Raw genomic sequence first — 21,901 nt, 5'->3', positions numbered from 1 at the left:
GAGATCGAATGTCTATCTCAAAACAGACACGCTCTTGCGAGTGCGTCAGCACGGCCGTCGCGAGGGCACACGCGGCGGTCGCGTTCGCGGCGACCGGTAAGACACGCATCGTTCCGGTGTCCGCAAAGCCGACATTCTAAGCGAGAGCGGAAAATCGCACAGCTAAGTTATCCCCTTCATTCTGTGGAAAATCACTGGATAACCAAAATTTTTCGTTGTGCCTGCAATGCCGAACGCCCGCGCAGCGGGGTGTCGGGACATTTTCCTGTTCGGATCGGCCATCGGGCCGACCGCAATGATCCACCGGGTTATCCCGCGCACAGATCGTTGACTTTGCAGCGGAATATCGGGTTATCCACAGATTTTCAGGACAACCGGCAACGATTTCGGCGTCAATCGAGGCCGCCAGCCGTTCAGTGAATCGCGACTCGGTCGACCCCGTAATCTGCAAAACATTTTTTCATTCGCGCCAACGTAAGCACTGCTGGCGGACCGTCTCGTTGAGCGATTTTTCCTGTTTGAAAACGGTTCTCAACCACGAGGCGTCGTTCACGCGCGCCTGGGCCAGTGCGCCGATCTCGTCGAGCGCCGCGCGCGAACCGAGCGCGGCCGCATGCGGCGCGATCCGGTCGAGCGTGTCGAGGATGTCCTCGGCGATGGTACGGCGCTCACCCGTCTGAGGATTCACGCAGGTGCCCTCGAGCCCGAAGCGGCACGCCTCGAAACGGTTGAACGTGTAGACGAGGTAGTCGTCCTCCGACAGCTTCAGCGGCCGGTCGGTCAGCAGGTAGCGTGCGAGCGTCTGGATGTAGCAGGCGATCGCCGCCGCGCGATCGACCGACAGCGGCGTGTCCATCACGCGCACCTCGATCGTCCCGTAGCCGGGTTTCGGGCGGATGTCCCAGTAGAAGTCCTTCATCGAGTTGACGACACCCGTGTTCACCATCTTCGTGAAGTACTCCTCGAAGCTGTCCCAGGTCAGCACGAACGGCGCGCGGCCCGACAGCGGGAACGCGAACACCGAATTCAGGCGGGCCGAATGGAAGCCGGTGTCGACGTTCTGCACAAACGGCGACGACGCGGACAGCGCGATGAAATGCGGAATGAAGCGCGACATCGAGTGCAGCAGGAACAGCGCACTGTCGGGATCGGGGCAGCCGATGTGCACGTGCTGGCCGAACACGGTGAACTGTTTGGCCAGGTAACCGTACAGTTCGGAGATGTACTGGAAGCGCGGCGCATCGTAGATCTGCCGGTCGCTCCATTGCTGGAACGCATGCGTGCCGCCGCCGGCCAGCCCGACGTTGAGCTGGTCGGCCGCCTTCACGAGCACGTCGCGGATCGCGTGCAGCTCGCTCACCGCCTGCTCGTGCGAATGGCAGATGCCGGTCGACAGCTCGATCATGCTCTCGGTGATTTCCGGCGTGATGTTGCCCGGAAAGGTCTCGCCCTGGATCAGGCGCATCAGGTCGGATGCCGCTTTGGTCAGGTCGTAGTTGTGCGTGTTGACGACCTGGATCTCCAGTTCGACGCCGAACGTGAACGGCTCGGAATTGACGAAGGTTTCGAGTGCCATGGCAGGTTCCGGAATCAGTTGCTGTCGCTGCGCTCACCGACCGCCGACAGGCAGCGGTAGACGATGAACGGGCTGACGAGCTGCAGGATCACGATCGTGCACATCACGATCGCGCGCAGGTGCGGGTCGAAATTCGGATAGAGCTGGTAGGTGTCGTCGACGAGCAGGTACGACAGCGCGGACATCGGCGTGAGCGCGATGCCGAGCGCGATGCCCTGCTTCATCCCGATGCCGCTCGGCTTCGCGAACGCGACGACACCGGCCAGCTTCGCGACGAGCCGCGTGACGATCAGCACGATCGCGAGCAAGCCGCCGAGCGCGATGTCGCCCCACGTGAACGACGTGAGCGTGAGCACGAACAGGACCACCGTCAGCAGCCAGCCGGCCGTGCCGAAATGCTCGGGCCACAGCTGCGGGCGCGCCTCGAGGTTCTTCACGATGATGCCGGCGAGCAGCAGCGTGAGCAGCGTCGACAGCTTCAGTGCCTGGGCCACCGCGATCGCGAGCATCACGAGCCCGAACAGCGCGACAAACGAATGCTCGTCGCGCATCGTCGACGTCATGTGGCGGAACAGGAAATTGCACGAACGCGCGACGAGATACGCGACGATGAACGAACCGGCGAGCAGGTAGAGCGGCTGCAGGATCGTCGCGAAAACGTTGCCGTACGCTTCCTGGTGGAGCCAGCTCGTCACGAGCTTGGTCAGCACGATCGCATAGACGCTGTTGAGCGCGGTGAGCGTGATGAGGCGTTGCGACACCTGCCCTTCCGCGCGCAGTTCGGTCTTCAGCTGGATCACCATCGATGGCGATGTCGCAATCGCGATCGCCGACAGCACGAGCGCGACCATCCCCGATACGCCGAGCGCCAGCATCACGAACAGCACCAGCACGAACGTCAGCGTGGCTTCGGCGAGGCTCGACGCGACGAGCCACGGATTGCGCCGGATCCAGCGCAGGTCGAGACGGCTGCCGAGCTCGAACAGCAACAGGCCGAGCGCGACGTCGATCAGCAGCCGCGAGGTTTCGTCGGTGCTTGCATCGATCACGCCGAATCCGAACGATCCGGCGACGAGACCGATCACCGCATAACCGGTGATGCGCGGCAGCCGCCATGCGCGATAGCACAGCTCGCCGCACAGGCCGGCCGCGAACAGCGCGAGCCCGGCCCAGAACACGGCATCCGGCGTAAGCGGCCAGTTGGGCAGGAATGAGAACGCCGACTTCATCGTGGTGACTTCTCCTTTGGAAGCGACCGCCAGCGACACAGGGTCAAGCGTCAGAAATGGATGCGCGCCGGCTGGGTATCGCCCCGAATGTGATTGTTGTGTCGACGACGGCGGGACATGGGATCCGCCTGCTCCGCCACAGGGCGGAAAGTCGCTCAGGTTGCCGATCTGGATTGTCGGCCTGGTGTGTGAACGGACTGCGCAGTCTCGAAGATTCAGATTCGAAATCGTGCCGACCGTTCCATTGAAGCATGTCCGGCGCCTGGCCGGATGAACGCGAAGGAAACCGATTGTGCCACAGCTTTTTCGGTCTGGAACCCATTGATTCGACTCGCGGCGCTGTGCGCCCCCTAGGTCTTTGGTTTCAAAGGTTTACTTGTATATATACGTAGTAGAAGTTAACAAGGCGCGCACAGTTCTGTGGATAACTTCGGTTTACGTCGACGGATCAAGGTGTTGGAGAGTCCATAACCCGTTGCACAGGCTGTTCGTGCACAGAAGTTTCGATTGAGCAACTTTCGGGCCGTTTCACAGCTGTGCCGAGTTGCCCAGTTTACGTCCACTGTGATTGCACACGAAGTGCGCGCGGATTCCGCGCAGTTATCCACAGCATCGAGTGGATAACCTTGCGCGAAAAAATCGGGAAACTGTGATCGGCTCGGGGGCCGGTCAGCCGGCCTGGCTGACGCGGCGCGCGCGCAATGCGCGGATCAGGAAGCGTGCGGGATCGACGGCATCGGCGAGTTCGCGTTCGAGCGGCCACGGCTCGCCTTCGAGTTGCGATGCGATCAGTTCGGCGCCGAGTGCGGCCCATACGAGGCCGCGCGAACCGAAACCGAATGCGCCGTAGAGTCCGGGCATGCGCGGCAGGTCGCGCGCCTGCGCGCCGCTCAGCGCGCGTGCTTTGGCGACGGCTCCCGCTTCGTCCGCGAGCGGGCCGATGAGCGGCAGTCGATCGCCGACAACCCAGCGGAACGCAACGCGGCCGCGCAGCGTGCCGGGATCCGGCACGTCGCCGATCAGGCCCGGCAGCAGACGGCGCACGCGCTCGAGGTTTTCGGCGTGACCGGCCGCGCGCATCGCGGGATCAACGTCGTCGGGCTCGAACGTCGCGCCGATCAGCAGCGTGCCGTCGTCGAGCGGTACCGCGTAACCGTCGCCGATCGCCGGGCACGGCAGCGGTGCCGTGCTGCCGGGGGGCAGCAACGTGAGCTGGCCACGCACCGGTTGCAGCGCGACGTGCTGCAACCCGGCGAGGCGTGCGGCATCGCCGGCATTCGCGAGCACGACGACGGGCGCTTCGGCCAGTGTGCCGCCCGCATCGTCGAGCGCATGCCATGCATCGCCCCGCCGTTCGAGTCGTGCCACGGCGGTGGACGCGAGCAAGCGCACGCGCTTGCCGGCCGCCTCGCACTGGGCCGCGCAAAGGCCGGCCGGCCAGACGGCGCCGCCGTGCGGAAACAGCAGGCCGCCGTGCGCGACCGGCAGGTTCAGATAGGCGCGCGCGGCATCGGCGTCGAGCAGCGATACGTAGTCGGACGGTGCGCCGAACGCATCGAAAGCATCACGCATCCGCGCGAAGTCGTCGGCCGATTCGGCGAGATGAATCATCCCGCGCGTGCTGCGCGCGAATGCATGGCCCGCGCGTTCGAGTGCGCGCCAGCGCGCGATCGCGTGCAGGAAGCCGCCGCGCGTGAGCCGGCTCGCGACGTTGTCGTCGCGCGTCATCAGCGGATGGAACACGCCGGCCGGATTGCCCGACGCCTCGCTCGCGATTCGCTCGTGCCGTTCGATCAGCGTGACCTCCCAGCCGCGCGCGGCGAGACGTTCGACGACCGCGCAGCCCGCCAGGCCCGCACCGATCACGATCGCGCGGCGTGCCGCAACGGGCAATGCGAGCGGCGGCTCGTGCCGGCGCGCGCGCCAGCGCGGCGCGTATTCGCCGACGAGCATCACGAACTTGCCGGCAAACCCGTCGACCTTGCGATACGTGAAACCCGCGTCGGTGAGCGCCTGTTTCACGACGCCCGAACTCGAATACGTCGCGAAGGTCGCGCCTTCGGCAGCGAGGCGTCCGAGGGCGCGGAACACGTCGGCCGACCACATGTCCGGGTTTTTCGCCGGCGCGAAACCATCCAGATAAAACGCATCGGCACGTGCGACGAGTCTCGGCAGCATCTCGCGCGCGTCGCCGAATGCAAGCGTGAGCACGACCCGCCCGTCGTCGAATTCGAGCCGGTGCAAACCCGGCACGAGCGTCGGCCACGCATCGGCAAGCATCGCGGCTTCGGCCGACATGGTTGTGTTCGCAACGATATGGGAAAGCGCCTTGCGCAAGTCGTCGCGCGAGAACGGGTGCTTCTCGACCGACACGAAATGCAGCCGCTCGCAACGTGCGGGATCCTCGCGCCACGCGGCCCAGGTCGCGAGGAAGTTGGCGCCCGTGCCGAACCCCGTCTCGACGATCGTGAACGTGCGGCGGCCTTGCCAGCGCGCCGGCAGCCGGTTGCCCGCGACGGACACGTAGTTCGCCTGCGCGAGCGCGCCCGCGACGTTGTGATAGATGTCGCCGAACTCGGGCGACACGAGCGTGCCGTCGTCGCGGATGGCGAACGTGGCGGGAACAAGTCGGTCGGTCATGCGAAACAAAAAACGTGGCAGCCAAGCCTGGCAAGGGATTGCGCGGGGCCGTCCGTCCGGCCGTTGGAAAAAGCCAACGGGGCGGCGCACGGGCGGACCGCGCTGCGTATCCTGTCCGGTTGGCGCTGGTCAAAAAATGGGCAGTCCGTGATTCATTCGGCGAAATACCGATGAAAATCTTTGAAACCCTTGTCGTTATTGGGTTTGCGCTGCGCTATCATAGCAACGCCGTACCGCGGGGTGGCCGCCGGCATACCGGAGGGCGCGTCGCGCGGGCCAGGATTCGGCGCTGTGTCGTCGGAGTCTGACTCTCGACGGCACGGTTCGCGCACGTATAATCGGCGCGTTCGCGCTGTTCGTGTCAACCTAACCTGATAAAGGAACCTTAATGAACAAACAGGAACTGATCGACGCCGTCGCCGCCCAAACGGGCGCCAGCAAGGCTCAAACCGGCGAAACGCTGGACACGCTGCTCGAAGTCATCAAGAAGGCCGTGTCGAAGGGTGATGCGGTTCAGCTGATCGGCTTCGGCAGCTTCGGTTCGGGCAAGCGCGCAGCACGTACGGGCCGCAACCCGAAGACGGGCGAAACCATCAAGATCCCGGCAGCCAAGACGGTCAAGTTCACGGCTGGCAAGGCGTTCAAGGACGCCGTCAACAAGCGTTAATCCAGCGCCTGTTCCAAGAAAAACCCGCCTTTCGGCGGGTTTTTTGTTGGGCGCGCGCGGCATTTTCGCCACAGTCCGCGCCACTCTTGCAAGATTTAACGGTTGTTTTTACAACGCGTTACACGTGCACGATCTGCGTGTCGCCGTGATCGTCGTCGTCGTGCGAATCGATATCCCACACCGGGAACGGATCGTCGAACGCGTGCCATCCCGCCGCGCCGAGCGCGAATTCCGCATCGGTCAGCAGGCACGCATCGAGTTTCTCGCGCCACGCATCCGCGTCGAGCGCGATGCCGATCAGCACGAGTTCCTGCCGGCGATCGCCCACTGCGCGATCGTCGAGATCGCCGTGCCATTCGGCGCGGATTTCCGCGAGCAGTTCGTCGTCGTCCGGCCATTCCGCGCGATCCTGCGCCGCCCACCACAGACCCGCCGGGCCATGGCGGCATACGCCGCCCGCCTGCGACAGCGAGCCCGCGATGTCGTTGCGCGTCGCGAGCCAGAAGAAGCCCTTGCTGCGCAGCACGCCCGGCCACTCCTGGTGCAGCAGCGCCCAGAGCCGTGCCGGATGAAACGGCCGGCGCGCACGGTAGACAAAATTGCCGATGCCGAATTCGTCGGCTTCGCCGTGCACGTGCGCATGATGTTCGTCATGGCAGTCCGGGTCGTCGCAATGCGTGTGATCGTGATCGAGCGATGCGAGCCAGCCCGGCGCGTTCGCGGCCTCGTCGAAATCGAAACGGCCCGTGTTCAGCACTTCGTCGAGCGGCACGTTGCCGAACGTCGACACGACCTGGTGCGCGCGCGGGTTGAGGCGCGCGAGGATGTGCTGCAGGCGTGCGAGTTCGTCGGCGCCGACGAGGTCGGCCTTGTTGATCACCAGCACGTCGCAGAATTCGATCTGCTCGATCAGCAGCTCGACGAGCGTGCGGTCGTCCTCTTCCGAGGCGGCGATGCCGCGGGTTGCGAGCGCGTCGTCCGAGCCGTAGTCGCGGAGGAAGTTGTACGCGTCGACCACGGTGACGAGCGTGTCGAGCCGCGCGATCGCGGACAGCGACGTGCCGTCGTCGTCGACGAACGTGAAGGTTTCGGCGATCGGCATCGGCTCCGCGATACCGGTCGATTCGATCATGATCGCGTCGAAGCGGCCTTCGGACGCGAGATTGCGGATCTCGACGAGCAGGTCATCGCGCAGCGTGCAGCAGATGCAGCCGTTCGACATCTCGACGAGGCGTTCCTCGACGTGCGACAGCGCCTGCGCGTCACGCACGAGCGATGCGTCGATGTTGACCGCAGCGAGATCGTTGACGATCACGGCGACTTTCAGGCCCGCGCGGTTCGCGAGGACATGGTTGAGCAGCGTGGTCTTGCCGGCGCCGAGGAAACCGGACAGCACGGTGACGGGCAACGGCTGGTTCATAGCCGGATTCATAGCGATACGCACCAACGGAAAAATTGAACAAGCGGCCGCGGCGCCCTTCCGGGGCGCGATCGTCCCGCGGACGGGCGAAATTGCGGCGTGAGATCCGCATTGTGCATCAAACGCGCGCCGGCCGGCCGGTACGGCGTCAGGCCGCGCCGGGCAGCAGCGTCATTGCACGGGCGGCAACAGCTTCCACTGCGTCAGGATGGCGGCGATCTGCCGCGCGTACTTGTCGCGCAGCGACGGTGTTTCCGAATGATAGGCGCCGACGGCCTGCCACGTGTTGCCGTAGCGGTTCATCTTCTGCTTGAGATGCCACGCGGCGATGTAGACGTTCTTGCACGGCTCCATCAGCGTGTCGCGGCCGATCCCGTAGCGCGACAGCGTCGGCAGGTGGATCGAATTGATCTGCATCAGGCCGTAGTCGACCGAGCCGTTCGTGTTCTTGTTCAGCGCGCCGGGCCGGTTGCGCGACTCCTGCCACGCGATCGCGCGCAGGATCAGCGGATTGACCTGCTGATATTTTGCCGCCTCGTCGAAACAGTCCGCGCGAGCGTTCGCGCTGGCGAAACACGCGCCGGCGGCGATCAACGCAATCGAGGCGAACCGTCTGTTCATGGTGCGGAATCGATAATAAATTGCGCGAAGGTCGGGAAAACCCGTGCCTGTTATTCGTGCGATGAGAAACGCGCCGCCCGTATCATACCGACAGTCCGTCAGCTTGCGACATACAGGAATACGGCAGCCCGGTTATACCGCATTTCCGTGTCGGTTCATCGTGAAACGGGGGCGATGGCCGGGATGCAGAGCATAGCGCCGAACATTACATATTGCATACGGCTCGCAGAATACATGTCGTATGTGAGACAGTCCTCGGGTCAATGTGATATTTCGGACATGAAAAACTGCTAATGTCGCCTCTTTAGGACTTGGATCCCAGCACTACCGCCGGAAGTGGCCTGAGCCGGCATCGACCCATTCATCCATGACAAGAAATCGCTTCGTTATGCGGCGTGTCGCCACGACCCTGATCGTCGCCGGCCTCATCGTTTCGCAGGCCGCCTACGCTCAGGTCACGCTCAACTTCGTGAATGCGGATATCGACCAGGTCGCCAAGGCGATCGGTGCCGCAACCGGCAAGACCATCATCGTCGACCCCCGCGTGAAGGGGCAGCTCAACCTCGTGGCCGAACGGCCGGTGCCGGAAGACCAGGCGCTGAAGACACTGCAGTCCGCGCTGCGGATGCAGGGCTTCGCGCTCGTGCAGGATCACGGCGTGCTGAAGGTCGTGCCCGAGGCCGACGCGAAGCTGCAGGGCGTGCCGACCTACGTCGGCAACGCGCCGCAGGCGCGCGGCGATCAGGTGATCACGCAGGTGTTCGAGCTGCACAACGAATCGGCGAACAACCTGCTGCCCGTGCTGCGGCCGCTGATCTCGCCGAACAACACGGTGACGGCCTACCCGGCGAACAACACGATCGTCGTTACCGACTACGCGGACAACGTGCGACGCATCGCGCAGATCATCGCCGGCGTCGACAGCGCCGCGGGCGCGCAGGTGCAGGTCGTTCCGCTGCGCAACGCGAACGCGATCGACCTCGCCGCGCAGCTGCAGAAAATGCTCGACCCGGGCGCGATCGGCAACAGCGACGCAACGCTGAAGGTGTCGGTCACGGCCGACCCGCGGACCAACTCGCTGCTGCTGCGCGCATCGAGCGCGTCGCGCCTCGCGGCCGCGAAGCGGCTCGTGCAGCAGCTCGACGCGCCGAGCGGGGTGCCCGGCAACATGCATGTCGTGCCGCTGCGCAATGCCGATGCGGTGAAGCTGGCGAAGACGCTGCGCGGCATGCTCGGCAAGGGGAGCGGCAGCGACAGCGGCTCGTCGGCATCGTCCAACGATGCGAACAGCTTCAACCAGAACGGCGGCTCGTCGTCGAGCGGCAACTTCTCGACCGGCACGTCGGGCACCCCGCCGCTGCCGTCGGGCGGCCTCGGCGGTTCGTCGTCCTCGTCGGGGTACGGCGGTTCGTCGGGCAGCGGCGGCGGTCTCGGCAGCGCCGGCCTGCTCGGCGGCGACAAGGACAAAGGCGACGACAACCAGCCGGGCGGCATGATCCAGGCCGACGCGGCGACCAACTCGCTGATCATCACCGCGTCGGATCCGGTGTACCGGAACCTGCGCTCGGTGATCGACCAGCTCGACGCGCGGCGCGCGCAGGTCTATATCGAAGCGCTGATCGTCGAGCTGAACTCGAATACGTCCGGCAACCTCGGTATCCAGTGGCAGGTCGCGAGCGGCCAGTTTCTCGGCGGCACGAACCTGAACCCCACTGGCGGTCTGGGCAACAGCATCATCAACCTGACGGCGGGCGGCGTGGCCAACGCCGCCGGCGGCATCACCGGCGGCGGGCTGGCCAACAATCTCGGGGCGCTGAGCCAGGGGCTCAACATCGGCTGGCTGCACAACATGTTCGGCGTGCAGGGGCTCGGCGCACTGCTGCAGTATTTCTCGGGCGTGAGCGACGCGAACGTGCTGTCGACACCGAACCTGATCACGCTCGACAACGAGGAAGCGAAGATCGTCGTCGGCCAGAACGTGCCGATCGCGACCGGTTCGTATTCGAACCTGACGAGCGGCAACACGAACAACGCGTTCAATACCTACGACCGTCGCGACGTCGGCCTGACGCTGCACGTGAAGCCGCAGATCACCGACGGCGGGATCCTCAAGCTGCAGCTCTACACCGAGGATTCGGCGGTGGTCGCCGGCACGACCAGCGCGCAGACCGGCCCGACCTTCACGAAGCGCTCGATCCAGTCGACGATCCTGGCCGACAACGGCGAGATCATCGTGCTCGGCGGCTTGATGCAGGACAACTACCAGGTGTCGAACAGCAAGGTGCCGCTGCTCGGCGACATTCCGTGGATCGGCCAGCTGTTCCGTTCCGAAACGAAGCTGCGCCAGAAAACCAACCTGATGGTATTCCTGCGCCCGGTGATCATTTCCGATCGCAATACCGCGCAGGAAGTCACGGCCAATCGTTACGACTACATCCAGGGCGTGACGGGCGCGTACAAGTCCGACAACAACGTGATGCGCGACAAGGACGATCCGGTCGTCCCGCCGATGCCGATCGGCCCGAGCCAGGGTGGCACGGCTGCGGGCAACCTGTTCGATCTCGACAAGATGCGTCGCCAGCAGGTACAGCGCCAGGTGGTGCCGGTGCCGGCCCAGCCGTTGCCGGAGGCGACGCCCGCGCAGCCGCAGAGCGTGCCGCAGCAGGCGGTGCCGCAACAGCCGCTGACCGCCACGCCGGGAGCCTCGCAGTGAGCGACGTGCTCGCCTCTTCCGCCCACGACGGCGCGCCGGGCGAACGCCAGCCGCCGTCGCCGCTCGCCGCGCGGCTGCTGCCGTACGGCTTCGCGAAGAGCGGCCAGGTGCTGATCGCGCACCAGCTCGACGATACGCTCGAGGTGTGGATCAGCGAACGCACGAGCGATGCCGCGCTCGCGGAGATCGCGCGCAACTTCGGCTCGATCTCCGTGCATCGCGTGCCGGCCGACGAGCTCGCGCAGGCGATCAACCACGCGTACGCGCGCCAGGACGGCAGCGCCGCGCAGGTGGTCGGCGAGGTCGAAGGCGAAGTCGACCTGTCGCGGCTGATGCAGGACATCCCCGAAGTCGAGGATCTGCTCGAATCGGAAGACGACGCGCCGATCATCCGGATGATCAACGCGCTGCTCACGCAAGCGGCGCGCGAACAGGCATCGGACATCCACATCGAGCCGTTCGAGAACGCTTCCGTCGTGCGCTTTCGCGTCGACGGCACGCTGCGTGACGTCGTGCGGCCGAAGAAAGCGCTGCACGGTGCGCTGATCTCGCGGATCAAGATCATGGCGCAGCTCGACATCGCGGAGAAGCGCCTGCCGCAGGACGGCCGCATCACGCTGCGCGTCGGCGGCCGGCCGGTGGACGTGCGCGTGTCGACGCTGCCGACGGGCCACGGCGAGCGTGCGGTGCTGCGTCTGCTGGAAAAGGATGCGCAGCGGCTGAACCTCGAGGCGCTCGGGATGGGCCGCGACACGCTCGTCCAGTTCGACAAGCTGATCGCCCGCCCGCACGGCATCGTGCTCGTCACGGGCCCGACCGGTTCGGGCAAGACGACCACGCTGTATGCGTCGATGTCGCGGCTCGAAACCGCGACGACCAACATCATGACCGTCGAGGACCCGATCGAATACGACCTCGGCGGCATCGGCCAGACGCAGGTGAACGAGCGGATCGGGATGACCTTTGCCCGTGCGCTGCGCTCGATCCTGCGCCAGGATCCGGACGTGATCATGATCGGCGAGATCCGCGACCTCGAAACCGCGCAGATCGCGGTGCAGGCGTCGCTGACGGGCCACCTCGTGCTCGCGACGCTGCACACGAACGATGCGGCATCGGCCGTCACGCGTCTGACCGACATGGGCGTCGAACCCTACCTGCTCGCGTCGTCGCTGCTCGGCGTGCTCGCGCAGCGGCTCGTGCGCCAGCTCTGCCCCGTCTGCAAGGAAGAACGCCAGGAAGAAGGCCGCACCGTGTGGCATCCGGTCGGCTGCGACAAGTGCGGGCATTCGGGCTATGCGGGCCGGCGCGGGGTGTACGAACTGCTGCTGGTCGACGAGTCGATCCGCTCGCTGATCCACCGCAACGCGGCCGACGCGGAGATTCTCGCCGCCGGTCGTGCGGAAGGGATGCGCACGCTGCGCGACGACGCCGAGCGCTGGCTCGCGTCCGGTGCGACGTCGCTCGAGGAAGTGTTGCGCGTGACGGGAGGCGCATAGCGCGATGCCGGCATTCCGTTTCGAAGCAATCGATTCGGCGGGACGCGCGCAGAAGGGCGTCATCGACGCCGACAGCGCGCGTGCCGCGCGCGGCCAGCTGCGTACGCAGGGGCTGACGCCGCTCGTCGTCGAGCCGGCCGCCAGCGCGACGCGCGGGGCGCGGTCGCAGCGGCTCGCGTTCGGCCGCAAGCTGTCGCAGCGCGAACAGGCGATCCTGACGCGCCAGCTCGCGAGCCTGCTGATCGCGGGGCTGCCGCTCGACGAGGCGCTCGGCGTGCTGACCGAGCAGGCCGAGCGCGACTACATCCGCGAACTGATGGCCGCGATCCGCGCGGAAGTGCTCGGCGGCCATTCGCTCGCGAACGCGCTGGGCCAGCATCCGCGCGACTTCCCCGAAATCTATCGCGCGCTCGTCGCGGCCGGCGAGCACACCGGCAAGCTCGGCATCGTGCTGTCGCGCCTCGCCGACTACATCGAGCAAAGCAACGCGCTGAAGCAGAAGATCCTGCTGGCGTTCACGTATCCGGGGATCGTCACGCTGATCGCATTCGGCATCGTCACGTTCCTGCTGAGCTATGTCGTGCCCCAGGTCGTCAACGTGTTCGCGAGCACGAAGCAGCAGCTGCCCGTGCTGACGATCGTGATGATGGCGCTGTCGGATTTCGTGCGGCACTGGTGGTGGGCGATCCTCATCGCGGTCGTGCTCGTCGTGTGGTTCGTGAAGGCGACGCTGTCGCGTGACGGCCCGCGGCTGCGCTTCGACCGCTGGGTGCTGACCGCGCCGCTGGCAGGCAAGCTCGTGCGCGGCTACAACACGGTGCGGTTCGCGAGCACGCTCGGCATCCTCACCGCGGCGGGCGTGCCGATCCTGCGCGCGTTGCAGGCGGCCGGCGAGACGCTGTCGAACCGCGCGATGCGCGCGAACATCGACGACGCGATCGTGCGCGTGCGCGAAGGCTCCGCGCTGTCGCGCGCGCTGAACAACGTGAAGACGTTTCCGCCGGTGCTCGTGCACCTGATCCGTTCCGGCGAAGCGACGGGCGACGTGACGACGATGCTGGATCGCGCGGCCGAAGGCGAAGCGCGCGAGCTCGAGCGCCGCACGATGTTCCTGACGAGCCTGCTCGAGCCGCTCCTGATCCTGGCGATGGGCGGCATCGTGCTCGTGATCGTGCTGGCCGTGATGCTGCCGATCATCGAGCTGAACAACATGGTGCAGTAACGGCCCGACAGTCGATCGGGCCACTGCCGTTCAGCGCATGTAGATCGCGGGGGACGGCGTGTTCGCCGGCAGCTGGATTTCGGCGCGGGCGCCGTTGCGGTCGACGACGATCGAGCGGGGGCGGACTTCGGCGAGCTTCGCGCCGGGCGTGACCTCCGCACCGAGCGACACGGCGCGCGGCGGTTCGCCGCCGACGCCGACGATCGCGGCGGCACCGCGATCGAGCGAGAGGATGCCGAACAGGTGGATGTCCTGCACGGGATTCTTGTCGAGCTGACCGCCGAAGAGCGCCGCGGCGTCCTCGGTACGGATCGGCAGCCGCGCGGCGGCGGCGGGCAGCGGCGCTTCACGGGCTGACAGCGTGACGACCCAGTAGGTGGCCGTCGCGCACAAACCCGCGAAGAGGGCTAGGGAGAGGATCCGGATCGAGAGCGCGTTCATGCGCGCTATTGTACGGATCTATGTGAAATTTGCGTTGGGTGAAAGCCCTCGGCAATGCGCGCCTTACAATGCGTGCTCCGCGCCCGCGGGTCCGGAAGGTTGCCGTCAGGCAATCGTCCGGTGCACCGGGCGCGTCACGCAACCAACGACATTTTTTGGAAAGAGGTAGTCAGTCATGCAAACGTGGATCACTCGCCGCAACGCGGCCGTGCGTCGTCAGCGCGGTTTCACGCTGATCGAGATCATGGTGGTGGTCGCGATCCTCGGGATCCTGGCGGCGCTGATCGTGCCGAAGATCATGAGCCGCCCGGACGAGGCGCGCCGCATCGCCGCGAAACAGGACATCGGCACGATCATGCAGGCGCTCAAGCTGTACCGTCTCGACAACGGCCGCTACCCGACCCAGGATCAGGGCCTGAACGCACTGATCCAGAAGCCGTCCACCGATCCGATCCCGAACAACTGGAAGGACGGCGGTTATCTCGAGCGCCTGCCGAACGATCCGTGGGGCAACGGGTACAAGTACCTGAACCCGGGCGTGCACGGCGAGATCGACGTGTTCAGCTACGGCGCCGACGGCAAGGAAGGCGGCGACGGCAACGATACCGACATCGGTTCGTGGCAATAAGCGCTCACTGACCGGCCCGACGCTTCGTTCCCGTTCTTCATGCTCGCCATTCGCACGACCTCCCGCTGCGGTCGCGACCGCCGTGTGCGTCGCGGCGCGGCTTCGTCTGTGCCGGCGCATGCCTACGGCGGGCCGACGAAGCACGGTGCGCGGCGGCGTCGCACGCGCGGCTTCACGCTGCTCGAAATGCTGGTCGTGCTCGTGATCGCGGGCCTGCTCGTGTCGCTCGCGTCGCTGTCGCTCACGCGCAATCCGCGTACCGACCTGCGCGAGGAAGCGCAGCGCATCGCGCTGCTGTTCGAGACCGCCGGCGACGAGGCGCAGGTGCGTGCACGGCCGATCGCATGGCAGCCGACCGCACACGGCTTCCGTTTCGACGTGAGCTCGCCCGACGGCTGGCGCACGCTGCGCGACGACCTGCTGCGCCCGCGTGACTGGGATGGCGGCGTCACGGGCGCCGACATCGACTATCCGGGGTCCGACACGCGCGCGAGCCGCGTCGTGTTCGGCACCGAGAGCATCGACACGCCGGTGCGCGTGACGCTGCATTCGGCCGCCGGCAGCGCGACGATCGTCGGCACCGGCAACGGCCGCTACGAGGTGCAATGACGATGCGTCGTCGCCTGCCCTTCCCCGTTGCTTCATCGCACCGCCATGCCCCAACGGGACTGCATGCGCGGCGCGGTTTCACGATGATCGAGGTGCTGGTCGCGCTCGCGATCATCGCGGTCGCGCTCGCCGCGTCGATCCGCGCGGTCGGGACGATGGCGACCAACGCCTCCGATCTTCATCGCCGGCTGCTCGCCGGCTGGAGCGCCGACAACGCGCTCGCGCAGATGCGGCTCACGCATGCGTGGCCGGAGATCGGCGAGCAGAGTTTCGACTGCTCGCAAGGCAACGTGCAGCTCGTCTGCACGCAGCGCGTGAGCACCACGCCCAACCCGGTGTTCCGGCGCGTCCGGATTTCGGTGAGCACGCCCGGGCAGGCCGGCGTGCTCGCGCAGATGGTGACGGTGGTCGCGAATGAAACCAGCCGTCCGCTCTGACGCGCCGATGCGACGCCCGTTCGCCCGCCCCGCCCGCGGCTTCACGCTGATCGAGCTGATGATCGCGATCGCGATCCTCGCGGTGGTCGCGATCCTCGCGTGGCGCGGGCTCGACCAGATCATGCGCGGTCGCGACAAGGTCGCGGCCGCGATGGAAGACGAACGCGTGTTCGCGCAGATGTTCGACCAGATGCGCATCGACGCGCGGCTCGCCGCGACCGACGACGAAGCCGGCCAGCCGGCGATCGGCGTCGCCGGCAACACGCTGCAGATCGTCCGCGAACTCGAGGTGCCGGGCGTCGCGCCGCGGCTGCAGGTGGTCCGCTACCGGATCGCCGGCGGGCGGGTCGTGCGCTACGCGTCGCCGCCGATCGACGACGCGAACCGGCTGCGCGGCATGCTGAAGGACAGCAGCGTCGAAGGCTGGAGCTGGGTCGCGCTGATGGGCGGCGTCGGCGCGATCGACGCGAAGCTGTACGTGCCGCGCGTGGGCTGGACCACCAACCTGCAGACGGCCGACGACGCGCTCGCGCAGAACAACGATGCGCTCAAGGTGCCGCAGCTCGGCAACGCGCCGCCGACGCGCGCGGTGACGGGGCTGCAGGTCAGCATCGGTGCGACGTCGCTGCGCGTGCCGGTCACGCGCATCTTCCTCGTCGGGGAATGACGATGCGCGCGCGCCCTCCCCGTTCATTGCCTGCCGCCCGTGCTGCCGGTCACGCACGGGCACGCGGCCGCCAGCGCGGCGCGGCGATCATCACCGCGCTGCTCGTCGTCGCGCTGTCGGCGATCCTCGTCTCGGGGATGCTGTGGCGCCAGCAGGTGCAGATCCGCCGCATCGAGAACCAGCGCGAGATCGCGCAGGCGCAGTGGGTCGCGCGCGGCGCGCTCGACTGGACGCGGATGATCCTGCGCTCCGAAGGCGATACGGCGCCCGGCATCACGTACCTCGGCGGCATCTGGGGCGTGCCGATCGCGAAGACGAAACTGTCGGACTTCCTCGGGCGGATCGGCGCGCCCAACGACGCCGGCGGCGAAGACACCTATATCTCCGGCTCGATCGAGGACGCCCAGGCGAAGTTCAACCTGCGCAACCTCGTGGCGTCGCCGGCGCCCGGCGTGCTGCAGTTGAACGTCACGCAGGTCCAGGCGTTCCAGCGCCTGCTGACGACGCTCGGCTACGACGGCGCGTTCGCGAAACGCGTCGCGCTGCAAGTGCGCGCGGGCCTGCTGAATTCGGCGACGCGTTTTCAGATGCCCACGCTGCCGGGCGGCGGCACGGCGCCGCCGGTCACCGCGCCGGTGGCGACCGATCAGCAGGGCGGCGGCGGCTTCACCGACGATCCCGGCATGACGGGCGGCGATCGCGGGCCCGCGCCGCTGATGATGACGGGGGTCGACAGCCTGCTCGACGTCGACGGCGTGACGCCCGAGATGGTCGCGCGGCTGCGCCCGTTCGTCACCGTGCTGCCGACCACGACGCCCGTGAACATGAACACCGCGCCGGCCGAGGTGATCGCGGCGCTGATCCCGGGGATGAGCGTGTCGTCCGCGCAGGCGCTCGTGTCGCGCCGCGAGACCGTGTTTTTCCGCAACGTCGCCGATGTGCAGCTCGCGCTGCGCGGCGCCGGTGCGCCGCCGAACGTGACGCTCGACTCGAGTCTCGTCGACGTCAATTCGAGCTATTTCATCGTGCATGGCCGGATCCAGCACGAACGCGCGGAGGTCGATCGCACCTCGCTCGTGTATCGTGATCCGACCACGCATTCGACACGGGTCGTGCGCATTCGCGACCAGCTATAACGACGCCATTCGGGAGAGGAGCTCTTGTGAGCACGTTGATTGTTTCTTTGCCGCCGCGCGAGCCTGCCGTGCCGTTGCAGGAATGGCAGTGGCCCGAGCTGCCGTTCACGCTCGTCGACAAGGCCGGCCACGTGCAGCGCGCCGGCCGCGCCGCGCTGGCGCTGCTGCCGCGCGCGAATGCGACGGTGCTGATCGTCGCCGCGCGCGACGTGCTGCTGCTGGCCGCGACCGTGCCGCCGCTCAAGGGTCCGAAGCTGCGCCAGGCGCTGCCCAACATCGTCGAGGATCAGCTGATCCAGGATCCGCTCGGCTGTCACATCGCGCTCGATCCGGATGCGCTGCCCGACGGGCGCCGCGTGCTGGCCGTCGTCGATCGCGCGTGGTTCCGCACGATCTGCGAAGCGTTCACGGCGGCCGGCCACCGGCACCTGAGCGCGGTGCCCGCGACACGCTGCCTGCCGGCGCCGCACGCACCGGCCGCGCCGGCCGACGGCGAGGTCGACGTTGCGGCGGTTGCCGCGGACGCCGTCGACACGCCGCCGGCCCGCCCGGCGACGGTGGCCGCGGTGCTCGGCCTCGCGGCGCCGGTCGAACCGGTGCTCGTCGAGGCCGGCGCGCTGCCGGCCGCGGCCGGTGCGCCGCGCCTCGAACTCGCGGTCGCGCGCGGTGCGCTCGGCGAAGGCTTCGCGGCGCCCGCGTCGCGCGCGGCCGGCACGCTGGCCGCGCTCGCGGGCGGCGGCGACGTCGAACTGTACGAACTCGGCGAGCCGGGCGCGGAGCCGCGGCTCGCGTCGGTCGGCCGCGCCGACGGCCCGCTGCTGCCGGGTGCCGCGCCGCTGTCGTTCGACGCGTTCGCGCGGCGCGCGCTGACCGAGAAGTTCGACCTGTGCCAGTTCGAATTCGAATCGCAGCCGTGGCGCTTCGACCGCGCGACGGTGAAGCGCCTGCGCGTGCCGCTCGCACTCGCCGCGGCGACGCTCGGCGTGGCGGTGATCGGGATGAATCTGCACTGGTGGAAGCTGTCGCGCGAGCGCGATGCGCTGTCGGCACAGATCACCGAAACGCTGCTGTCCGCATTCCCGAAGACGACGACGGTGCTCGATCCGCCCGCGCAGATGCAGCGCCAGCTCGACCAGTTGCGCGTGGCGGCCGGCGAGCTGTCGCCGAACGATTTCCTCGCGCTGTCGAGCGGGCTGTCGCGATCGATGGGTGCGCTGCCGCTGAACGGCATCGCGTCGCTCGACTATCACGACCGGCGGCTCGACGTCGGCTTCAAGCCGGAGATCAAGGTCGATCCCGATTTCACGCAGCGCCTCGCGCGTAACGGACTGTCCGGCGAAGTCGACAGCAACACGGGCAAATGGACGATCCGGAGCCGCTCATGAAGACGGAACAACTGAACCAGACGCTGGCCCAGTTCTGGGGCGAGCGCTCGCCGCGCGAAAAAATGCTGCTCGGCTGGGGCGGCGCCGTGCTGGCGGTCGCGATCGCGTATTCGGTGCTGTGGTCGCCCGCGCAGGAAGGCCGCGCGCGGATCCAGCGCGAGCTGCCGACGATGCGCCGCGAGCTCGCGCAGATGACCGCGCAGGCGAACGAGGCGAAGTCGCTGGCGGCCGCCGCGCAAGGCGTGGCACCGACCGGCCTCGCGCTGAAGGATGCGCTGACCGCGTCGCTGTCCGATCACGGGATGCAGGGTGCGCAGGTGCAGATCGTCGGCAACGGCGTGCAGATCCAGATGAAGAACGTGTCGTTCCCGGCGTGGACGCAGTGGCTCGACGATGCGCGCCGGCAGTTCAAGGTGCAGGTCGGCGAGGCGCATGCCACTGCACTGAAGGACGACGGCCAGGTCGACCTGACGGCCGTGATGCAACCGTCTACGCAGAAATGACGCAGTGGATGACGCAAGTGGCGGTCGGCCGATGAGGCCGGGGATGAAGCGGCTCGCCACCGCATTGCCGTGGGTACTGGCGGGCGGACTGGCGACAGCGGTGACGCTCGTCGCGCTCGCGCCGGCCGCGTGGATCGCGCCGCAGTTCGCGCGCGCGACCGGCGGGCACGTGAATCTCGTCGATCCGGACGGGTCGCTGTGGCACGGTTCGGGCACGCTGATGCTCGCGCCGGGGGCCGACCAGAGCGCGGCGACGCTGCTGCCGGGCCGGGTCGAGTGGACCACGGGCTTCTGGCCGCTCCTGACCGGGCGCGTGCAGATGCGCATGCGGCAGACCGAGGCGATGCCGGATGCGGTTACGCTCGATGCGACGTGGCGCGGCGCGGTGTTGTCGGCGGGCACGATGGCCGTGCCGGCGTCGCTGCTCGCGGGGCTCGGCACGCCGTTCAACACGCTCGACCTGCAAGGCGACGTGCGGCTCGGCTGGAGCGACTGGCGCCTGATCGGCAACAACGCGTTCGGCCAGCTGACGGTGACGATCGACTCGATGAGTTCGCGCATCTCGCGCGTGAAGCCGCTCGGTTCGTACCGCGCGGTGCTGCAGGCGAAGGGGGCCGGCGCCGATCTCGACCTGTCGACGACGCAGGGCCCGCTGTTTCTCGACGGCCACGGCAACTTCGGCCCCGGCCAGGGATCGTTCCGCGGCACCGCGCATTCGGCGCCCGAGCAGCAGGCGAACCTCGCCGGGCTCCTGAACCTGCTCGGCCACCCGATCGGGAACAACGAGGTTTCGCTGATCTTCGGCGACGCGCAGCGCTGACGCGCGCGTCGCCCTTTCCTTCCTACTTCTGCGCGAGCGGCGCGGCGACCGACGGTGCGGTGGCCGCCGGCGCGGCCGCACCGGACGCCGGCACGGGTGCGGGCGCGGCCATGTCGCCGTTCTCGCGCGCCATCTCCGCGACGTTCCACCCGCCGCCGAGCGCCTTCACGAGCCCGACCGACGACACCATCCGCTGCCCGGCGATCGTCGCGAGCTTCTGCTGCGCGGTGAACGCGGTGGTCTGCGCGGTCAGCACGTTCAGGTAGGCGACCGTGCCGGCCTTGTACTGGTTCGTGACGATCGCGAGCGCGTGCTCGGCGCTGTCGACGGCCTGCCGCTGCACGTCGATTTCCTGCGCGAGGATGCGTTGCGACGCGAGGTTGTCCTCGACGTCCTGGAATGCGGTGAGCACCGCGAGGCGGTATGCGGCGACGTCCTGGTCGTAGGTCGCACGCGCGGCGTCGGTCTGCGCGGCGCGCAGCCCTGCGTCGAACAGCGTGGCCGCGAGCTGCGGGCCGACCGTCCAGAAGCGGGCCGGCAGCGTGAACAGCTGCGACCACACCGAGCTCTGGACGCCGCCGGTGGCCGACAGCGTGAGGGTCGGGAAGAACGCCGAGATCGCGACGCCGATCTGCTCGTTCGCGGCCGCCGCACGGCGCTCGGCCGCCGCGATGTCGGGCCGGCGCTCGAGGATCGCGGACGGCACGTCGACCGGCGTGATCGGCGGCTCGGCCGCGAGCGGATTCGGCGGCAGCGAGAAGGTCGACGCCGGTTCGCCGATCAGCGTCGCGATCGCATGCTCGTACTGCGCGCGTGCGACGCCATTGTCGATCGACGCCGCCTGCGCGCTCTGCAGTTGCGTCTGCGCCTGGATCACGTCCGCGCGCGCGGCGACGCCCTGCGCGTACTGGTTCTGCGTGAGCGTCAGCGACCGCTGGTACGACTTCACGGTGTCGTCGAGCAGCTTCTGCAGCGCATCGGACGTGCGCAGCTGGTAATAGGTTTGCGCGAGCAGCGCCTGCTGCGACAGCCGCGCGTTCGCGAGATCGGCCGCGGCGGCCGCTTCGCCGGCGCGCTGCGCGCTGACGGTACGGCTCACCTTGCCCCACAGGTCGGGTTCCCAGCTCGCGTCGAGGCCGACGCTGTAGCTGTTGTTGATCGAACCGGACGAACCGCTGCCGAAACCCGACGACGAACCCGACGATATCGACGTGCGCGGCGTGCGGGCGCGCGAGCCCGACGCGGTCAGCCCGACGGTCGGGAAATACGCGGCACGCGCCTCGGTGACGAGCGCGCGCGCCTGCCGGTAAGCGGCCGCCGATTGCGCGATGGTCTGGTTCGAGGCGTTGAGCTTGCCGATCAGCGCATCGAGCTGCGGATCGTTGTAGACCGTCCACCACGGGCCGCGATCGGTGCGGTCGGCGGGTTGCGCGACCTTCCAGCCGGCCGGCGCTTCCTTGTATGCGGCGGGGATCGACGTGTCGGGCCGGTGATAGTCGGGCCCGACGGCGCAGCCGGCGAGCAGCACGGCCGTCGCGACGGCGACGGCGGCGCTCAGCGGGCGAAGGGCGCGCGGGAGGGAGGCGTACGGCATGGTGATATTCCTGTCTGGGCGCGACGTCCGGCGAGCGGCGTCGCGCGATGCGGTCGTCGTGCCGCTGGCGGACAAATGGTAACTGACGGCGGGATAG

19 protein-coding genes are annotated in these 21,901 nt (G+C 67.6%); 12 read left to right on the top strand and 7 right to left on the bottom strand.

The genetic code is table 11. The features are described 5' to 3' along the window. Positions 1 to 460: 460 nt before the first annotated feature. The 3 genes from APZ15_RS04285 to mnmC form a co-directional block, all read right to left on the bottom strand. Positions 461 to 1,576 (bottom strand): YbdK family carboxylate-amine ligase, encoded by a 1,116-nt coding sequence (locus tag APZ15_RS04285; protein ID WP_021160413.1) that lies wholly within the window; start codon positions 1,574 to 1,576, stop codon positions 461 to 463. A gap of 14 nt (positions 1,577 to 1,590) precedes the next feature. Continuing rightward, a complete protein-coding gene (locus tag APZ15_RS04280; protein ID WP_027788731.1) occupies positions 1,591 to 2,805 on the bottom strand; it encodes a cation:proton antiporter in 1,215 nt (404 codons plus the stop codon). 669 nt (positions 2,806 to 3,474) lie between these two features. Then, positions 3,475 to 5,445, bottom strand: a complete 1,971-nt coding sequence (gene mnmC / locus APZ15_RS04275) for a bifunctional tRNA (5-methylaminomethyl-2-thiouridine)(34)-methyltransferase MnmC2/FAD-dependent 5-carboxymethylaminomethyl-2-thiouridine(34) oxidoreductase MnmC1 (protein ID WP_027788732.1) — start codon at positions 5,443 to 5,445, stop codon at positions 3,475 to 3,477. Between the two features lie 388 nt (positions 5,446 to 5,833). On the opposite strand from mnmC, the gene APZ15_RS04270 reads away from it, so the two are divergent. After that, positions 5,834 to 6,112, top strand: a complete 279-nt coding sequence (locus APZ15_RS04270; protein ID WP_006401505.1) for an HU family DNA-binding protein — start codon at positions 5,834 to 5,836, stop codon at positions 6,110 to 6,112. Between the two features lie 118 nt (positions 6,113 to 6,230). Here the strand turns inward: APZ15_RS04270 and APZ15_RS04265 are convergent, their stop codons facing one another. Together APZ15_RS04265 and APZ15_RS04260 are read right to left on the bottom strand one after the other, a co-directional pair. Then, positions 6,231 to 7,544: a GTP-binding protein gene (locus APZ15_RS04265; protein WP_027788733.1), complete on the bottom strand. Its 1,314-nt coding sequence runs from the start codon at positions 7,542 to 7,544 to the stop codon at positions 6,231 to 6,233. A gap of 159 nt (positions 7,545 to 7,703) precedes the next feature. Then, positions 7,704 to 8,153: a lytic transglycosylase domain-containing protein gene (locus tag APZ15_RS04260; protein WP_027788734.1), complete on the bottom strand. Its 450-nt coding sequence runs from the start codon at positions 8,151 to 8,153 to the stop codon at positions 7,704 to 7,706. Positions 8,154 to 8,520: 367 nt separating this feature from the next. Between APZ15_RS04260 and gspD the strand changes: the two genes are divergently transcribed. Genes gspD through gspF form a run of 3 tightly spaced genes read left to right on the top strand, consistent with a single transcriptional unit; the run spans position 8,521 to position 13,584 of the window. Further along, entirely contained in the window at positions 8,521 to 10,866 is a 2,346-nt protein-coding gene (gene gspD, locus APZ15_RS04255) for a type II secretion system secretin GspD (RefSeq protein ID WP_027788735.1), read from the top strand. Next, positions 10,863 to 12,362, top strand: a complete 1,500-nt coding sequence (gene gspE / locus APZ15_RS04250) for a type II secretion system ATPase GspE (protein WP_027788736.1) — start codon at positions 10,863 to 10,865, stop codon at positions 12,360 to 12,362. The genes gspD and gspE overlap by 4 nt, the downstream gene beginning before the upstream one ends. Before the next feature lie 4 nt (positions 12,363 to 12,366). Continuing rightward, positions 12,367 to 13,584: a type II secretion system inner membrane protein GspF gene (gspF, locus tag APZ15_RS04245; protein WP_021160406.1), complete on the top strand. Its 1,218-nt coding sequence runs from the start codon at positions 12,367 to 12,369 to the stop codon at positions 13,582 to 13,584. Positions 13,585 to 13,614: 30 nt separating this feature from the next. On the opposite strand, the gene APZ15_RS04240 is transcribed toward gspF, so the two are convergent. Then, positions 13,615 to 14,025 carry a type II secretion system protein N gene (locus tag APZ15_RS04240; protein WP_027788737.1) on the bottom strand — a complete coding sequence of 137 codons (411 nt, stop codon included), beginning with the start codon at positions 14,023 to 14,025 and terminating at the stop codon, positions 13,615 to 13,617. A gap of 175 nt (positions 14,026 to 14,200) precedes the next feature. On the opposite strand from APZ15_RS04240, the gene gspG reads away from it, so the two are divergent. The 8 genes from gspG to APZ15_RS04200 are packed head-to-tail and all read left to right on the top strand — an operon-like array spanning position 14,201 to position 20,210. After that, positions 14,201 to 14,653 (top strand): type II secretion system major pseudopilin GspG, encoded by a 453-nt coding sequence (gene gspG, locus APZ15_RS04235; RefSeq protein ID WP_027788738.1) that lies wholly within the window; start codon positions 14,201 to 14,203, stop codon positions 14,651 to 14,653. A 39-nt stretch (positions 14,654 to 14,692) separates the two neighbouring features. Beyond that, positions 14,693 to 15,262: a GspH/FimT family pseudopilin gene (locus APZ15_RS04230; RefSeq protein WP_027788739.1), complete on the top strand. Its 570-nt coding sequence runs from the start codon at positions 14,693 to 14,695 to the stop codon at positions 15,260 to 15,262. A gap of 2 nt (positions 15,263 to 15,264) precedes the next feature. After that, complete coding sequence (gene gspI, locus APZ15_RS04225) at positions 15,265 to 15,699, top strand: type II secretion system minor pseudopilin GspI (RefSeq protein ID WP_027788740.1); 435 nt, start codon at positions 15,265 to 15,267, stop codon at positions 15,697 to 15,699. Then, the gene (locus APZ15_RS04220) at positions 15,677 to 16,366 is read left to right on the top strand and encodes a PulJ/GspJ family protein (RefSeq protein WP_080982182.1); all 690 of its coding nucleotides are present in this window, start codon (positions 15,677 to 15,679) and stop codon (positions 16,364 to 16,366) included. The genes gspI and APZ15_RS04220 overlap by 23 nt, the downstream gene beginning before the upstream one ends. Before the next feature lie 2 nt (positions 16,367 to 16,368). Then, the gene (gene gspK, locus APZ15_RS04215; RefSeq protein WP_027788741.1) at positions 16,369 to 17,502 is read left to right on the top strand and encodes a type II secretion system minor pseudopilin GspK; all 1,134 of its coding nucleotides are present in this window, start codon (positions 16,369 to 16,371) and stop codon (positions 17,500 to 17,502) included. Between the two features lie 26 nt (positions 17,503 to 17,528). Beyond that, the gene (gene gspL / locus APZ15_RS04210; RefSeq protein WP_027788742.1) at positions 17,529 to 18,887 is read left to right on the top strand and encodes a type II secretion system protein GspL; all 1,359 of its coding nucleotides are present in this window, start codon (positions 17,529 to 17,531) and stop codon (positions 18,885 to 18,887) included. Next, positions 18,884 to 19,390 carry a type II secretion system protein GspM gene (gspM, locus tag APZ15_RS04205; protein WP_021162223.1) on the top strand — a complete coding sequence of 169 codons (507 nt, stop codon included), beginning with the start codon at positions 18,884 to 18,886 and terminating at the stop codon, positions 19,388 to 19,390. The genes gspL and gspM overlap by 4 nt, the downstream gene beginning before the upstream one ends. A gap of 31 nt (positions 19,391 to 19,421) precedes the next feature. Then, complete coding sequence (locus APZ15_RS04200; protein WP_027788743.1) at positions 19,422 to 20,210, top strand: type II secretion system protein N; 789 nt, start codon at positions 19,422 to 19,424, stop codon at positions 20,208 to 20,210. Positions 20,211 to 20,232: 22 nt separating this feature from the next. On the opposite strand, the gene APZ15_RS04195 is transcribed toward APZ15_RS04200, so the two are convergent. Then, the gene (locus APZ15_RS04195; RefSeq protein WP_027788744.1) at positions 20,233 to 21,804 is read right to left on the bottom strand and encodes an efflux transporter outer membrane subunit; all 1,572 of its coding nucleotides are present in this window, start codon (positions 21,802 to 21,804) and stop codon (positions 20,233 to 20,235) included. Between the last annotated feature and the right edge of the window lie 97 nt (positions 21,805 to 21,901).

Origin of the sequence: Burkholderia cepacia ATCC 25416, from assembly GCF_001411495.1 — a bacterium.
Taxonomy (GTDB): Bacteria; Pseudomonadota; Gammaproteobacteria; order Burkholderiales; family Burkholderiaceae; genus Burkholderia; species Burkholderia cepacia.
Note: the sequence above shows the minus strand (reverse complement) of the source record. Positions and strands in the feature narration are given on the sequence as shown.